We start from the raw sequence: 15,970 nt of genomic DNA, 5'->3' as shown, positions 1-15,970 counted from the left end.
TTCAGTTCACTAGCGCGGTATGAGGCATCAAAAATCCTCTTCCAATTTATGATAAATACCGAATCCCTGCTTCCCTGTCATACTTCATTCTGTTATGAGCCGCACATAGGATCTGCAGATTTTCCTGACTATTATCTCCCCCTGCCCATTGGCTTTGCTTATGATCTATTTGCAGCTTCCAAACACTTTTGCAACGGTGGCCCGTTTTTTTGTCTACGTACTGACAACACCCTTGTTGCTTACGGATTCTTTTCACAATCATAGCAGGTTGTTTTGCTCCATTTTCCGCCGCCACGGTGGCGGTGGATTTGGCCTTGTTTGAAGGCGGCTTCAACTTCATACCCGTTTTTTGGGCAATTACCTTTTCAGCTAAAAATCCCAAAAACTGACCCAAATCCCGATCCGGCAGTGAATGGGATAGCAATTCTTGCGCACGTTGAATTTTCGTATGAACCTCTTTAGTTAAGGTCAACTCAATACGCACGCTTTCATCAGCCTGAACAAACTGTTTAGAGCTTTGTAAAGATGGCAAATCAAAAAACGCAGCTACCTGCTGTTGGGTTTGTCCGTGATTTTTCTTGAGCAAGCTATTAATAACTTCCAGTTTTTGCTCTGAGGTCACTTTTGTTGCGTGAGCTTTATAAGCCTCGCGCGATGCTTTTTGCAAAAGTGACACTTGATTTAATTTTAACTCACCATTCTGTATCTTTATTGCCACCTCAGGAATCTCCCGAATTAACCGAGCTGCATCAATCCGGCGCTGAGCGCTTCCCTCTGAATACCCGACTCCTTGAATCAGATATTCAAACAGACTGCCATAACCCAATTCTAAAAATGTTCTGCGCGCGTCGATTTCTTTGATCGTCAGTAAAACTTCATGCAAAAGTTCACGTTCACGTTGCACCAAGGTTTTAATTCTGTGATCCAGTTCGCTTTTATCAAGATGCTTCAAGTTCATCGCAATCTCCTTTGAAATTGAACACACCATAACACGGCTTTTTTGAAGTAAATTTCTTCTTGATGTGTGATACAGCGCGAATTTCATCCAGTAGATCGCCATAAGCCTTCAGTACAGCGAAATTCAAAAAATTGATTTTCCAAGAAATTAAACTGCGAACTGTTCGCTAAAGCCATTTGCGAGAGTTCATTTTCACGTCAATGTTTTATTTCATAGATTGAAAAATGCTAATGCTGCCTCATCGCATGCAACTCGAGGCCACTGCCACGGTGGCGGTAAAAACCGCTGAAGTTGTTTGGGTTCGATAGCATGGCGTCCGGGGTATTAAAAAAAAAGCACAGATTTTAGGCTGTGCTTTTCTTCTAAAAGTCACTCTACAAAAAGCTATTTTTTGGAAGAACCTTTTTCAGAAGTTTCTTTGTTTTCACTCGCGGATTCACTGAAATTGGAATCTGCGGAGTGATCCATTTGTTTGTTGTGAGCGGCTCGTCGCTGCTCTTTTAGATTTCCCTCGTAGCGTTTGCTGGTTTGGCTGAATCCTCTGCCTTTATTATGACGGGACATAATACACCTCCTTGCTCACTTATTTTACCAAGGAAGCCCCTTTGCTGGAGTCGCCCTTAAGCCGAGGATTGCTATACGAAGTAGCAACGATCCAGTGGTAAATGACTTTTTCTGAATTATTATGTCTCACAATGAAACAAATTCCGAAGATTTGGGGGCCTTTCTGACTCCTATTTACTCAAAGGAAACGATCCAAAAGCCGATAAGTATTTAGAACAAAGGGGATTGTTTGAACCATCATAGCGCGTTCCACAAGCAGTTGTTGCGCTCGCAACAGGGCTCCGTACTTCTTATGGCGATCATAGGTGGTGTGATCGTCTGTATCATGTTCTTTGCTTCTATAGCATATGTTGAAACCCAAGCGAAAATGATGGCACGTTCCGCGAACAAAACGGATCGCCGTATTGTGATGGACGGACTTTATGCTTATACCGTGAACGCGATCAAACAAAGCTGGTGCTTGTCCCCTTCCTGGGTGCAGGAAATGAACTGTTCCCTGACTCACCCGCGCAACACTCAACGTCTATTGCTTTCTGATGAGTCATTGCTTTTCATTCGTAACTCCGGCACTCCCCATGCTGAACCCCTTTCAGCAACTCGATTGAAAACTCTTTCCACAACAGTGCAGTTGAAAGACTTTACTGAAAGCCATCCGCTTTACTCGATCATCCGACCTTTAAAAGAAGAGTACTCGACTGGAACTTTCACGATCGAGCGGGATGCGACCGCGATTTCAGCGGTTCGTGGCAAAGAAGTGCCACTTAAGATTACGATCGCACTTAAGCATAAAAATAATTCGCAGTTTGACGAGGTGCTGGTTTCAAAAAATATCGTTTATCCGCGCGAGCTGAGTTATTTTTCTTTGATTCTGCCAAACGATCTTTACCTAAACGTGAAAAGCAGCAGTGCTCAAAACGGCAACAACACCCTGAATGCCCAGTCAGTGGCAGCAGGTGCTGGTTTGCGCTTTGAAAGTCCGGTTTTTGTGAATGGCGACTTGCACTTGCCATCTTCCAGCCATCGTCCGGCTATGAACAACGTTGTCTTCGTTGATAAAGTGGTTTTAGGCGGCGGACGGATCATGATGGATAATAAATCCTTTATGGTGTCTTCTGCCGGCGGCGAAGGCTCGATGTACAACTATGAAATGAAGAATTTCGCGGGCCTTCTGGGTGGCTACGAACTGGATCCAGGTCGCGACACCGGTCTTGATTTCCTTTACAACATCGTACCTGGTGACTCTACAAGTTTTGATGCTCAGAAACTTTGCCGCGCCCGCCTGATGGCTTCATACGATTTGATTATCACAAATCCGTCACAGCTTTGGTCTCGCGCAAATTCCGCTTCTGCCAATCGCGCCAACGTCAGCTTCAACGTCGGAAATGTCGATAACTTTGTTGAGCAGGCAAATGTCACGGGATTTGAAGCTGTGACCACTGTCCCTAACGTTTCTACCGCTGCGATGTCTTCATCTACGACGACGACTGGAACACCGGTACTTAAAGCCCGTGTTTACTATAACGGTTTGCAGGCTCCGGGGGGTTCCCGCGGGGCATATATCACTGATTTCTATGTTCACCGCCAAGGGACAGTGACGTTATATCCTACGGGTACTGGTGGTTCTACTATTACGATTACCACGGCTCCGCTTACAGTTTCGGGGCGTACTCAGTTCAATCAAGTCGATATGAATATTGAGTTTTCACCGGGCCTTGATTTAGCACCATATAAATCTAATGGCAGCGTCGTCATCAACTCCTCGCCATCAGTTAAATTCGTATTTGAAGCCTACGATTATGGTTACTTAAATGGAAACAATCTGCGTGTTGCTGGTGGCTCGCCGTTCTTTAAAAATAAAATCAACGGCGTGACATTCACAAAATCAGGCAACGACATGGTGTTAGCGGCGAATACGGCGAACCTTGGTGTGAACTTCAATAAGTGGCGCACGAACTCAGGTCTGGAAGCCTCTGACGATTATAACTATCCGCTTGATTCAACTTACATTGGCCTGCATGTTCCAAAAGACAACCCAGAAAATCTGGCTGAATTCGATGACAGATGTTTTGCCACTCCTGATCCAGGCGATCCCGGGGCTGACTTTTCAGCCTTCCCGGCGGCGACTTGGGACACTTCATTTGCACGACAAGCCCGTCACGCCTGGATGTTTAACACCGAGTGGTCGACTCGCACGGAGCCAGGCTACTATGAAGGTGCGTGGACATATGGAACCAGCAACGCGTTCACTGTTCATTCTTTGGTTAAGGAATGTCGCATCAGTGAAAATGCGACTTTGATTGCCGGAATGTTTGCGTGTGAAACCTTTACGATTTTACCACGCTCAAGACCTCTGCGAATCATTGGGACGGTAATTACGAATCAGCTGAATATTGATGCCTCTGCGTACCGAGCGGGAATCCGCTGGAGTAGTATTTATCATCCTCAGGCCACACAAGAATTGATCAATGCCGGGATTTTAGGCCGGGATAAAGCAGGTGCTGCGGTTGACTGTTCACCGGGTGCTTTGGCTCCTTTATGGCAATCAAACATCGGTATCACCGACCGCTACGCTCACTGGGTTTGTAATCCGGTAAGCTTGCGTTCTGCCGATCCTTTTAAATGGACAACCGTTGATCCAGACTGCGGTATTGTGAATGCTCGCGATACTTTGGTGAAGTGTAAAAAACAATCAACGCGCTTCCTGATCAAGGAAGTCAGCCGCGGAAAGGGGTTGTAGGATGAAACTTAACAACAACCGCGGTTATTCAATGGTGGAGTTACTGGCAGCGATCGTGGTCGGTACCTTGGTCAGTTATGCCACTTACTCTTACATCACTTATATTTCGAATTTATCAGCGCAACTGCGTCTGACTCGCTCATCGAATGACGTGGTTCAGGCGATCGTGGAAAGCATTCGTTTCAATCTGTCGCTGTATCAGGTTTCATTTGAAACCAATATAAAAAAGGAAGAGGAACTGCTAAAGCGTGACGCCCTTCCTTTCGGTCTTTCGAATGGAAGCATGGTTCCGAAGTCTGAGTGCGTGAAGAAACCATGTCAGGCTTATTTTGGTTATGTGATTGTGCCCAGTTTATTTGTCAGAAACGTCTATCAGGTCGACTTAAGGGTCGCATTGCCCGCGGATAAAAGAATTATTGGTAAGCAGGAGGAACGGTGGAAACAATACACCTACTTCATAACAGTGAAGTAAAAAATAAGAATCCTCTGCGTAATCAGCGAGGAATGACACTGACCGAACTTCTGGTGGTGATTGGACTGGTGGGCTTTGTGGCGTTAGGTAACGCCACGTTCCTGTTTGATTTCACCAAGCAGCTTAAAAAAATCAATCAGTCGTCTGAGGGAGAATCGGATCTTTCAGTTTTGAATATTGCAACGGTCAACATTCTAAAAAAATCCGCAGCCAGCTTTAACAAAGTGTCCCTGATGGATGATAAGAACCGTAATTTCTTTGATTACTATCCAGACGTACCTTTTTCCACTCTTGAAGATGTGGCGCCCGACTTTGAGCAAAGAACTTTCACCATAAAAGCTGGTGATCAAAATCGTTACTTCTATCTTTTGCAATCTGAAGAAGCTCAGTTTGATTCTGTCATCTTTGATCCGATGTTTGCTTATCGCAAGGTTTCGGATTCACCCAATCAGCTGGCGAATGGTGCTATTCAGTATGCAGGGTTAAACTCTGTACCGGATTTAAAAGGTTCTTCGGGTGTGGCTCCAAATGGCTCCATGACTCAAATCTTTCAAAAACGCTGGAGCTCCGGGGAACTTTTCCTGTTAAGCTGCCCGACCTACCTGCGTCCTTTGGTGGGTGGCACAGTAAATGTTCTAGCCGCACCACGCTTTGCCTCGTTTCTGGGTAAGGTAGCTGGTTCAGACCTGGCTCTTTTATCTGCGACGGAGTCCAAGGTTGGTATTTTAAATAGTCATCCGGTGACATTGGCCAACTATACCAACATTGATAATTTTATGCGCACCCTGCCTTCTGTGGGTGGTGCGGCTCCTTTTGTGAAAATTGAACCCGTGACATTGGTACGATTTGAACTTCGCACGAACGCAAAAAGACAGACAGACTTATGGTTTCAAGAACTGAAGAACGGCCAATACCAGGACGTCAATGTTCTTTTAACCAACGTCAAATCTGTCACCTTCTATAGAAAAGCAATTACCCTCCCCATCATTAGCATGGAGGTCGAACGTGAACTTTAAATACCTGATCGCCGCAACCTTGCTGGCACCTTCATTTAGCTGGGCGCAACTTAAAGGCAAAACCTCAACCACGAGTGTTCTACCCTTTACAGGTCCAAATATGAATGACGTGGTTTTGGATTCGCAACTTGTTGTGAATGGATCAAACTCTGACGTTACGACCCTGGATATGTATGTCAGCTGCTTTGGAACGAATCTTCGTTCGGTTCCGAATCCAATCTCTGAACAGTCGCAAATTACGGCCACCGTTTACTATATGACGGCAGCCGGTGGGAAAAGAAAACTGGATATCACTTTCCCGGCGACCGCGACTATGAAAACACACGCCAGTCAGGAATTGGATTTAACCAATTCAACTGTTGTGGATAACAATACCAGCACTCGCTTGCGTGCTCGCCTTAAGGGAAATCTGATTCGCGTAAACCTGGAAGGTGCTAAAACCATTCCGGTGGATGTTCTGGCAACGGGTACTGATTTCAGTAAACTCGAAGCGTTGGATGTAAAGTCCGACATCTTAAGCGGTATCAACTTCTCTCAGACGGTTCCGGATAGCTCCACGCCCCGTCAGTTTATGGCCTTTGATGGTCCGATTACAGCGGCGAGCAACTGGTATGCCTCTGAAAACGGCAAGTCCCTGACGATGCTTGCGGCTTTCCCCAGTGAAAACCGTTTCTGCGGCGGTTACTTCTCCCCGCTTGTTTTAAAATTCGATGATGAGCTGCCAAAGGTTGAAAAAACCTCTAAGTTCCCACTTTTGCCTGATCAAAATGGCATGAATATCTCGTGGCCGAATTTTGATAGCGAGATGTACTTCCTGGTTTTAGATCAAAATAAAAATGGAAAAGTTGATGGTGGTCACGAGCTGTTTGGCGATATCAACAACTTTCAAGATGGCTTTAAAAATCTTGAAATCTACGATAGCAATAAAGATGGAGTGATTGACTCCAAGGATCCGGTATTCTCGAAACTTCGTCTGTGGAAGGACCGCAACCACGACGGAAAAAGCAGTTCCAGCGAGATCAAAACGTTGAAGCAGCTGGGAGTGGAGTCGGTTTCTGTGAAATACACAGATGCGACTCAGGATCTGGGACCGAACGCGCGCCTGGTGGGACCGGGTGAATTCACCTATAAGGATAAAAAGGGAGTTCAAAAGAAAGGGCGCGTCTGGGATATTTTTCTTAAAATTGTTCCTTAATTGAGATAGCATTTTTTAGTGGGAGGATTCCATGAAAAGGCAAACTCAAATCAAATTAGCAACTGGCGTTTTGCTTCTGTTTTCGATCGCAATCATTTCCGAGACCGGTTTTTCAAGACCGGGCGACAACGGCAATCGCTGGGAGTATCGCTTTAAAAAAGACTCCCCGAAAAACGAGACGCCAAAAACTGAAAATCACGGTAATGTCGGCACACCGATCAACCTGGGTAATGACGGAGCAGCCTGCCGGGACGCTTTTATCATGATGAGTACGGTTTTTGACGATACAACTACAACGGGCGGTAAATCACGCTTGTCCGTACCGCCGTTGAATCATGGGCAGTCCATGAACTTCAATTGCACGGATCCAAAACCTGTTATGTCCAATACTAAAAAGCAAAACGTATTGGGTGGCACATTGGTTGTTCAGTGTGTGAATGGTGTGGCGACTTTGGCTTCGGCTAGCTGTCAGCTTTCAGAATACAAAGAGGAAGATAAAGAGAAAACAGACTCAACTCCTCCACCGGATTCAAATGACTGCTCTAATTGTCCGACGTTTATGGGCTCGACTTATGCGGAATATCAAATTTCCAAGAATGCATCAGGCACCAAAAAGACATCTTCCACCTACAAGTGTACAAGCGGAAACTATAAAATCGTCTATGAAAGCAACAAGTCTTCTGTTTGTAAACCAGGGAAACAGTCTCAATGCGGCTCCCTTTGCGATACGTACGGCACAACCACTACTTCCTCGTATCAGATCTCAAAAAATGCCAGCGGCACATACACGACCACGACCTATAAATGCGACAACGGTAAGTTCTATGTCGTAAGCTCAAAAGGTGGAAGTTACTGTAAATAATTGAAATCACCTGAAGGCGCCTCCCAAAGGCGCCTTGTTTTTTACGGACAAAGAATGATTTTACTTCTTGTATTGCTCTCGGGGCTTTTAAATCTTTCAGCGCAGATTCTTTATCAAAAAGTCGTGTCCGTGACTTTGGGGGATCTTTATACCACTTTCGTTTTGGTCACTTTGATTTTTATTGCGGGCTCGGGCCTGGGAAATCTGTTTTCTTCCCGCTTGCGCAAATACCTGCCTGTGATGGAAATTCTGACGGGTCTTTTTAATCTGGTTTTATTTTTTATCATTCCCCCGTCCAACTTATTGATTGCAAGTCTACTAGTCCCGGCTTTCTGTCTGGGAGTTCAGCTTCCACTTTATAGCTATTATTTAAGGCAAGTGCGCTTTCGTTGGATCTATGCCCTTTATCACTTGGGCGCTTTGTTTGGTCTTTTAGGGTTTGAAATTTACTTTACTCAAGGACTGTCAATTCGTGCGGCCTTGGCTGGGCTGGGGCTTTCCCAAATTATTCTGGGTTCAGTATTATTCCAACTTTCAAAAACGGACCTTTTTCACTTGGAGAAAAATTCCACTTTTCATTGGAAAAGGTTCCTTAATAAAAAATTTCTTCCAAGCATCGCCGCAGTTCTGGCGATTTCAACTTTTAGTTATTATCAGATCTTTTGGGCCTTAAAAACCCAGACATTCCTGACCGAAGCCTTCCGACTGCAAGCCACATTGATCACAATGGCAGTGTTTTTCTGGATGAGTGTTGCCGGAGCTACCGAACGCTGGGGAAAAACCCTGAATCGTTCGGTGATCTTTCTGCTGTGGGCAGCGTCTTTACTTTTAATTCAACTTCTATTCGCAGCATTGCCTGTGGCACTTCGCGATGCAATGACCGGTACCTTAACCAACTATTTTGCCTTGTCATTTATCCAGGCTCTGTTTTTATCTGCCCCCGTTTACTTCTCAAGTCTGATGTTTATTCGCGGTGCCGAGGAAATTTCAACAGAACTTCCTATTGATGAGGCCTCTGGTTATTTGAACATAACAGCCAGCCTTGGAAATATTCTGGGAATGATCATTGCCGTGATGATGTCTTCCATGCTGTGGCAAAGCCCCTACTTTGCCGCCGCCCTTATCGGAGCTGGCGCTTGCGCTCTGATTTTCAGCTACTTTGAAAAGCGCCATTTGAAAACCATCTCAGCACTTGGTGGTTTGGTCGTACTCGCATTCTTTTCATTCCAAACAAACCAGGCCAACTCCCTTCTGATAAATCGAGTTTCACCAGATATTAGAAACGCGGCGACGATGGGTTGGACTGAGGTTCATTCTGAAGCATTTTCTTCTATCGCCATTCACCACACTCGATCTCGCGGGACCGAGCCACAGCCAGTCCGAATGTACTACGTGGATGGACATGCGTCCCACGATTTGAATCTGTTCACAGAAAATCTGGTGGGTTTACTGCCAGCTGCATACTTTCCGCAAACAATTCCGAAATCTTTGGTGATCGGCGTTGGATCGGGTCAAACTTCCTGGGGCGTTTCCGCGATCAGTGACCATACTGATTTAGTGGAAATTTCCCCGGCGGTTCGCGATACGTTGAAACTGTTTAATCACGAAAACAACGGCCTTGAATCCAGAGCTCAGACGAAGCTTCATTTAAAAGACGGAATGAACTTTCTGCGTGAATGCAAGCATGGCACTTATGATCTGATCGTGAACACCTCCACCTATCCAGGCAATTTCAATGCGGGGAAACTTTTCACCGACGAATTTATGGGGTTGGCAAAAAACTGCCTGAAGCCGGATGGCGTCTATCAAACCTATTTTGACGTGGCTTCAGTTTTAAACCTGCAACAGCGCGCGGAGTTTCTCGCTCCTATTCATAAGCACTTTAAACACGTGGATATCATTGCCATACCCTATCCGATTGTTATGGCCTACAACACGCCAAAGGAATTAAGAAAGATCTCGGTTACTGAGATTCTGCAAGATAAGGATCGAAAATTTAACGAGCGATACATGTCGCAAAAACCTGTCTTCCAGGAAACCTGCCACAAGGTCTACAGAAATGTTCCGGCCGTGCCCGGCATAAGAATGAACACCTTGGATCAAAGTATTCTGGAATCAAACTCTATAAAAAACATCGTTATGGCCTTACAGCCCCAGTTCCTGGGCGATCACATTCAGGATATAACCTCTGACCTTGCCAGCTCCGGCTGCTGGCAACAATCAGCTCAGTAATCTTTGGGATAATTTAAAAATAAATCACCGATTGAAGTACGGCTTTTTTCGACAGCCAGGTTATCGTCGGTGACGACTCCTTCGTTCACCCCGGCTTCGCGACCGATGTATTCTATCCAACTGTTCGCCACTTTTTCCGCCACATCGAAATCCTGCGGAGTGTGCAAACCATCCTGATCCCAGGACTGACTTGGCATCAGCTTATTCACGCGACCCCAGGACGCCAGCTCCCAGGAAGAAAACGGTTCAATTTTACCAAGAAAAATAATTCCGTCATAATCGTAGCCCGGAAGAATTTTGTAGTGCGGAAAACTTTGCTTCGCCGTATTGATCAAGGCCTGAATCGAATACTGGGAACCAAACAGCAACTGCGCATACACTCCGCCCGGCGCCAGATTCTCTGTCACGATTTTATAAAATTCCTGTGACATCAAATGCGTTGTCCCTACGCCGTAAGGATCCACATTCACTGTTAAAACATCCCACTTCTTACCTGATAGAGCCACATAACTGCGACCGTCCGTTGCAATGTTGTGAACGCGCGGATCCTGAAGGTAGTCATTATTCTTAAACGTCATTTTCTCTTGCGCTTTTAGAACCAGGGGCAACAACTCGACACTGGTGATTGCCGTGGTCACAGGAAGCTTGGCAAAAGCTTCCGTGGTAAGTCCGTACCCCATTCCCACGACCAAAACATTATTAAGCTCCTTGGAAAAGAGCGCCGGATAGAGCGCCAGATTTTTTTGGACGACCTGGGTTTTTGCATAACCATAGGGTGCCACCAAAGAACTAAAGTTATTGAACATAGCCCAACGGGTGACTTCCGGCTGCGCAGGAGTGGCTTTTAATTTTACCAAAGACAGGTAACCAAATTCATCTTCCGCCTCAAATAAAACTTGTTCCGCAGAGTTTAAACTCAAAGGCTTAAAGATCAAGAATCCCAGCAACACCAAACCACAAAGCACAGTCACAGCGCGCTTTTTATCTTTAGTAAAGACCAATGCGCCCAGCAGTGCCAGAAGAACCAAAATGCAACTTAGGAACTTAAGACTGTTCACCGTCCCAAGAACCCGGAATAAAACATAGGTCGCAAGCAGACTTCCAAGAACCGAGGCAAAGGTGTTTACATAAATAGCCCGGGACAAACTTCGGGTGCGGGATAGAGCTGAATCCTCTCCGGCTTGAATAAGCCTTAAGGAAAGAGGAAAACACAAACCCAGAACCGTTCCTGGAATCACAGCTAAAAATAACAACGAGAAAATGAAAACTGCATGCAAAGTCTTATGATACGGACTTACCAAGTCCACTGATAGCGACATCGTGTAATCAAAAAATAGAAATCCCACAGCGATGGACGAAACTGCCGCAAGCATTAGATAAATCAGCCTGGAAATCTGATCTGTGACCCGCAGGGTTTTCCATCGTGGACTGATGCCGGCCCCCACAGCCAAAGACAAAAGCAATACGGCTAACACCAAGCTATGCACATAGACACGACCGCCCAGCATTAATGCCGATAGACGAAACCAAAGTTGTTCAAGACTTAAAACAAAGAAACCACTAAGCCCGCTTAACCCCAGCGCCCACAGTTTAATAGTTTTTGCTGACAGTCCTTCGATGGACAAATCCGCGGCTTTTGCATCGCTTGTCGCGGCACTTTTACCCGTTTGAAATCTGTAGCGCAGGAAGAGGACTCCAGCCAACAGATTCAAAACCAAACCCACACGTAAAGTATTCTGCAAGCCAAAGTTGTAAATCAATAAGGTGTAAGACAAAAGCGCGCCGACTGCCCCACCCAGACAGTTCACCGCGTAAAGCCACTGATGCTGACTTGCCTCAGCGAATTTATAACTGATAACGGGAAAAGACAGTCCCATCAAGAAAGTCGCAGGAAAAATGAAAACTCCCGTAATCAAAAAGTGCGACAGCAACTGTGCCGCAGAAGAAGATCCGGAAAACCCCTGCAACCACTGAGTAAGCTCCTCTGTATTACCAGCCAGAACCGAGAAACTCACTGCAACAATGAATACAATCGCGAATTCACAATAGGAATAAAGCGGAATCTCTTTACGGAAAGATTTATTGAGCAATCTTGGCGCCCACGCCGTGCCCAGGCCCAGTCCCAACATGAAATGCGCGATCACGCAGGAAATTGAAAGTGTGGTTCCGCCCAATAGTGTCGAAAACACTCGAATCCACAGCACTTGATATAGCAACCCGGAAAATCCCGTCAAAAACATAGCTGTGATACCCTGACTGAACATTCCTGCGGCCTCCACCTTAGATACTTGTAAAGATGCTACCAATCGTCTAGCCTTAAAACCAATGGAATTTTTAAAAGGAAAGAAAACATCTGAGCTCATTCTTCTTGTGATGCTTACAGTGATTTTTGTGGTGAGCTTTCTCACCCGCCCCCTTTTTCCCGTGCAGCGGTATCCACTTTTTGCTGATGCACCGACGACCTATGAAACTTATCAGGCGACTTTGCCCACAGGCGAGTTCATTCCGCTAAGCCACCTGCAACTGCAAAACAACTATGATGGTGATCCAACATATGATGTGGGACGCCATCCAAGCACTGTTTACGTCTGGGGGAAAATCCTTACAGCAGAACAACTGCAAGAACATTTCCACTTTTTAAATCAGCAAGGTAAAGTTCCGCCAGAGTTTTGTCTGACCCGAACCGTTTGGGGTCAACGCGGAGATCGCAGTTTTGGTGAAATTAAAAACACCAACTTCTGGTGGTCTGCGGACCGTCTTTCTGAAAACAGCAGCTCTGCGCCTCCGGTGTGTCGAGGAACGGTTATATGACGTGGCCCGTTTCATTTCGCTACTATGATGGATTTAGACGCCTGGTTTTATTATGCTCTCTATTTTTGGGCTTGGATCAGCTTTTCATCCCATGGCGTTCCGCCGGAGTCATATTGCCGGTTTCAATCGTTGGCTATTTCCCAGCCAGCCTGATTGAAAACAAAATGGCCTTTCAGATTTGTACCGGGGTTTTTCTGATCACCACGGTTTTGTGGCTGCTAAAATTCGCTCCCCGTTTGTTTTCAATTCTTTCAAGCATATTTTTTATATTAAGCACTTCGTGGTATTTGCAAAACGAACCATTTGGAGATCATCGTCAGTCGGTTTTTTCTTTATTGCTGATTTTATTAAGTCTGAAAGAATGGGGACTGCTTCAGCACTATTTTTATAAAGCAGCCGCCGTAGTCGTTTTATCCTTTTACTGTCTGGCGGGTTGGGAAAAAATATTCTATACCGGTCTTTCATGGCCCAACGGCGTGGGCCTGCAGATATTTGTGCACGCCATGGGTTACGCTGATTCCCATTTAGGTAAAGCTATATTGCAAAGTCACATCATGTCCCTGTTTTTTCAGTGGGCCATCCTGGTTCTGGAATGCGGAGCTTTTGTGATCCTGACGGGCCCGAGGGTTTTACGCTGGGTTTGGCTTGTTGCCTTGTTGGGATTTCATATTGGTATCGAAGAGATCTTTCACTATCGCTATTACCTGCACTTGATCATCGTCATGTATCTTTTTGCACTGCCGGCCCTTTTGGAGCGAAAAAATGTTCAGCGCCCATAACTTTAAGAACAATTCCGAAAAGCTGTATCTTCTTTGGTTCGGCATTCCCGTACTTCTTTATCAGGTTCTGATTTCCCGTATTCTGTCCCAAATTTTCGGCAGCTTGTTTTTTATTCAGCTATTTTTGATCGCGGTGGCCTATCTGGGAACGTCGCTGGGCAGCTACTATGCGGATCGCTGGAAGTTTACTTTAAGCAAAAGCCATCTGACATTGGTGGTTTTAAATTTGGGACTTTTGGGGTTTTATCTGAACGATGCGGCGTTATTGAGCGCACCTAAGTTAAGCCTGGTCGCGGGCTTCTTGCTGTTCTTTCTGATCTCGTTTTTCTCGGCACTGCTGCTGCCATTGTTTTTCCTAAATCAAAGTAAGCTTGAACAAACCACCACTGCCGTTTTCAACCGGGTTTATTTTTATTTCCACCTTTTGGTTGTCGTAGCCCTTGTATGGGTGGAGCTGGATTTAATTGCCAGCCTGGGACTTACCCAAATCCTCATCGCGCTGACCCTGTTTGAAGTTCTCTGGAGTATTTTCTGGTGGTTGCAGGAACGCACTCACCAAAGCTACCAATCCCCGATCCCGACCACTTCAATAAGTACACTTGAGTTCGCTGACAAAAAACTTCTTCTAATCCTTTTTGCATTCTCGGTCATCAGCGGAATCCTGCAGTCCATTTTATACCGACAAGTGCAAACCACTCTGGCACCCTTGGCATTTCACTACACGCTTTATCTGGCAGCATTACTATTAAGCTGGGCCGCTTCAAGTTTATGGTTTCAAACACGCTGGGGTTATCAGTGGCTGCAGTGGAAGAGCTTTAAATCTAAATCGGCATTACTGATATTTGCTCTGCTGGTGTGGACGCAAACCTGGCCGGTCATTTGGACTTGGGGTTTGGATGTATTAAAGCTTAGCACGTTCAATGGTGCTGCACTTAACTCCGCCGTCACTTCCGAAAATACTCCGTATATTATTTTTTTAATCCGCTCAGTCTTCACCCTGGGCCTGATTTTTCCCTTCGGATTTTTCTTTGGCAGCCTGCTTCCGCTGGTAAAAAAAGAGAACGAGAAATTATCCTTGGGAATTTATCTTAGCGTGAACTCCCTGGGAAATGCCCTGGGAATTTTATTCTTCATCGCGGTGCTATTTGAAGCGATCGGTATTTTTCAACTGTGGGCCCTGATGGGACTGCTATGTTTGATATTTGCAGTACGTACAGTAAAGTGGCGAACCCTGACCAGCGCTTTGATTGTAACAATGGGTGCTATTTCCTGGGGACTTCTAAAAACCTACTCCTGGGATCTGGGAAGCTTCAATATGCGCGGCTTTGAACAGTGGTATCATTACTCGCGCGAAGTCAGTAAAGTTCAAACTTTCAAACACAACAGCAGCCAGGTTAATTTCGTCGAGTTTGCGGGGAAATATTCCCTGATGTTTATGAATGGTCACACCTCGGTCTTTTTGCCCCATCAGGAACCAATTCCGCTGATTGATACTTTGATGGGTTTAACTCCGCTGGCTTACGTGAACAATTTTAATCAATCCCTGGTTATTGGAATGGGAACCGGCGCCACAGCGCTGGGCTCTGAACTTCTTTTTGCCCACACCGACATCGTGGATTTGGATCCCACCATGTTGCAAGTTGCCGGAAGTCTTAAGTTCGTGGCGCAAAGACTGCTGAATAATCCCAAAGTCACTTTTACCGAAGCCGATGGTTTGACCTTTTTAAGGACGACCAAGAAAAAATACGATTTGATCTATAACAACGTGCCCTCCCCAGTTTATTTTGCTGCCGCAAAACTATGGAGCCGTGAAGCCTTACAGGCTGTCTCTGATGCCTTGAATGACGATGGTATTTTTGCCCAGTGGCTGGACGGGGAAATTTCTCCCGTGGCCCTGGATAGTTTGATTCGCTCTTCTGAAGACCTGTTTTCCCACTGTGATTTGTATCTGCTGAATATTGAGTTTTACTCTTTGGTTTGCTCTAAGGGAGAAAAACCGCTTCAATTTAAAAGCTATCCGGGTAGTCTGGCGAAACTAATGCAAACACAGCCCGCAGTTTTCTCTGACTTCCTACAGGCTTTGCGTTTCCCCGCTGTTCCCATGAAAGCTCATGATCCAGAAGTTCCTATTAATACTTTGGATCAACCCCTTATGGACGTTTTAGTTTCACAAAACCCTCCGGGATGGCTGCACAACGCCCGAAAGGATTCCGTGGCACTGCGCTTTAAACTGAAAGACACGGTCACAGGTCCCACCGCTGGTCCGAAATGCTCTCGCATCCTGGGCTGGATTTACAACCGCCACTTTGTTGAATCTCCAGGTGATTGCGCAGAGCTTTTCTGA

At 45.7% G+C, this 15,970-nt stretch carries 12 protein-coding genes; 9 read left to right on the top strand and 3 right to left on the bottom strand.

The window, feature by feature from the left end; all coding sequences use genetic code 11:
* Positions 1 to 46: 46 nt before the first annotated feature.
* Together ACLWNV_RS07855 and ACLWNV_RS07850 are read right to left on the bottom strand one after the other, a co-directional pair.
* Positions 47 to 1,060 carry an HNH endonuclease gene (locus ACLWNV_RS07855; protein ID WP_413587377.1) on the bottom strand — a complete coding sequence of 338 codons (1,014 nt, stop codon included), beginning with the start codon at positions 1,058 to 1,060 and terminating at the stop codon, positions 47 to 49.
* 282 nt (positions 1,061 to 1,342) lie between these two features.
* Positions 1,343 to 1,522: a hypothetical protein gene (locus ACLWNV_RS07850; RefSeq protein ID WP_413587376.1), complete on the bottom strand. Its 180-nt coding sequence runs from the start codon at positions 1,520 to 1,522 to the stop codon at positions 1,343 to 1,345.
* 229 nt (positions 1,523 to 1,751) lie between these two features.
* On the opposite strand from ACLWNV_RS07850, the gene ACLWNV_RS07845 reads away from it, so the two are divergent.
* Genes ACLWNV_RS07845 through ACLWNV_RS07820 form a run of 6 tightly spaced genes read left to right on the top strand, consistent with a single transcriptional unit; the run spans position 1,752 to position 10,036 of the window.
* On the top strand, positions 1,752 to 4,259 hold the full coding sequence (locus ACLWNV_RS07845; protein ID WP_413587375.1) for a hypothetical protein: 2,508 nt from the start codon (positions 1,752 to 1,754) through the stop codon (positions 4,257 to 4,259).
* Position 4,260: 1 nt separating this feature from the next.
* Entirely contained in the window at positions 4,261 to 4,731 is a 471-nt protein-coding gene (locus ACLWNV_RS07840) for a prepilin-type N-terminal cleavage/methylation domain-containing protein (protein WP_413587374.1), read from the top strand.
* Positions 4,695 to 5,747 (top strand): type II secretion system protein, encoded by a 1,053-nt coding sequence (locus tag ACLWNV_RS07835; protein ID WP_413587373.1) that lies wholly within the window; start codon positions 4,695 to 4,697, stop codon positions 5,745 to 5,747. The genes ACLWNV_RS07840 and ACLWNV_RS07835 overlap by 37 nt, the downstream gene beginning before the upstream one ends.
* Positions 5,737 to 6,942 carry a hypothetical protein gene (locus ACLWNV_RS07830; RefSeq protein ID WP_413587372.1) on the top strand — a complete coding sequence of 402 codons (1,206 nt, stop codon included), beginning with the start codon at positions 5,737 to 5,739 and terminating at the stop codon, positions 6,940 to 6,942. Before ACLWNV_RS07835 ends, ACLWNV_RS07830 begins: the two co-directional genes overlap by 11 nt.
* Before the next feature lie 31 nt (positions 6,943 to 6,973).
* Positions 6,974 to 7,804: a hypothetical protein gene (locus ACLWNV_RS07825; protein ID WP_413587371.1), complete on the top strand. Its 831-nt coding sequence runs from the start codon at positions 6,974 to 6,976 to the stop codon at positions 7,802 to 7,804.
* 54 nt (positions 7,805 to 7,858) lie between these two features.
* Entirely contained in the window at positions 7,859 to 10,036 is a 2,178-nt protein-coding gene (locus tag ACLWNV_RS07820) for a hypothetical protein (protein WP_413587370.1), read from the top strand.
* On the opposite strand, the gene ACLWNV_RS07815 is transcribed toward ACLWNV_RS07820, so the two are convergent.
* On the bottom strand, positions 10,030 to 12,300 hold the full coding sequence (locus ACLWNV_RS07815) for a fused MFS/spermidine synthase (RefSeq protein ID WP_413587369.1): 2,271 nt from the start codon (positions 12,298 to 12,300) through the stop codon (positions 10,030 to 10,032). The genes ACLWNV_RS07820 and ACLWNV_RS07815 overlap by 7 nt on opposite strands.
* Positions 12,301 to 12,361: 61 nt before the next feature.
* On the opposite strand from ACLWNV_RS07815, the gene ACLWNV_RS07810 reads away from it, so the two are divergent.
* Genes ACLWNV_RS07810 through ACLWNV_RS07800 form a run of 3 tightly spaced genes read left to right on the top strand, consistent with a single transcriptional unit; the run spans position 12,362 to position 15,970 of the window.
* Positions 12,362 to 12,847 carry a hypothetical protein gene (locus ACLWNV_RS07810; protein WP_413587368.1) on the top strand — a complete coding sequence of 162 codons (486 nt, stop codon included), beginning with the start codon at positions 12,362 to 12,364 and terminating at the stop codon, positions 12,845 to 12,847.
* A complete protein-coding gene (locus tag ACLWNV_RS07805) occupies positions 12,844 to 13,626 on the top strand; it encodes a hypothetical protein (RefSeq protein ID WP_413587367.1) in 783 nt (260 codons plus the stop codon). Before ACLWNV_RS07810 ends, ACLWNV_RS07805 begins: the two co-directional genes overlap by 4 nt.
* Positions 13,610 to 15,970, top strand: a complete 2,361-nt coding sequence (locus ACLWNV_RS07800) for a hypothetical protein (RefSeq protein ID WP_413587366.1) — start codon at positions 13,610 to 13,612, stop codon at positions 15,968 to 15,970. Before ACLWNV_RS07805 ends, ACLWNV_RS07800 begins: the two co-directional genes overlap by 17 nt.

The organism is Bdellovibrio sp. HCB274, assembly GCF_047306075.1.
Lineage (GTDB): Bacteria > Bdellovibrionota > Bdellovibrionia > Bdellovibrionales > Bdellovibrionaceae > Bdellovibrio.
This window is presented reverse-complemented; position numbering and strand designations above follow the sequence as displayed.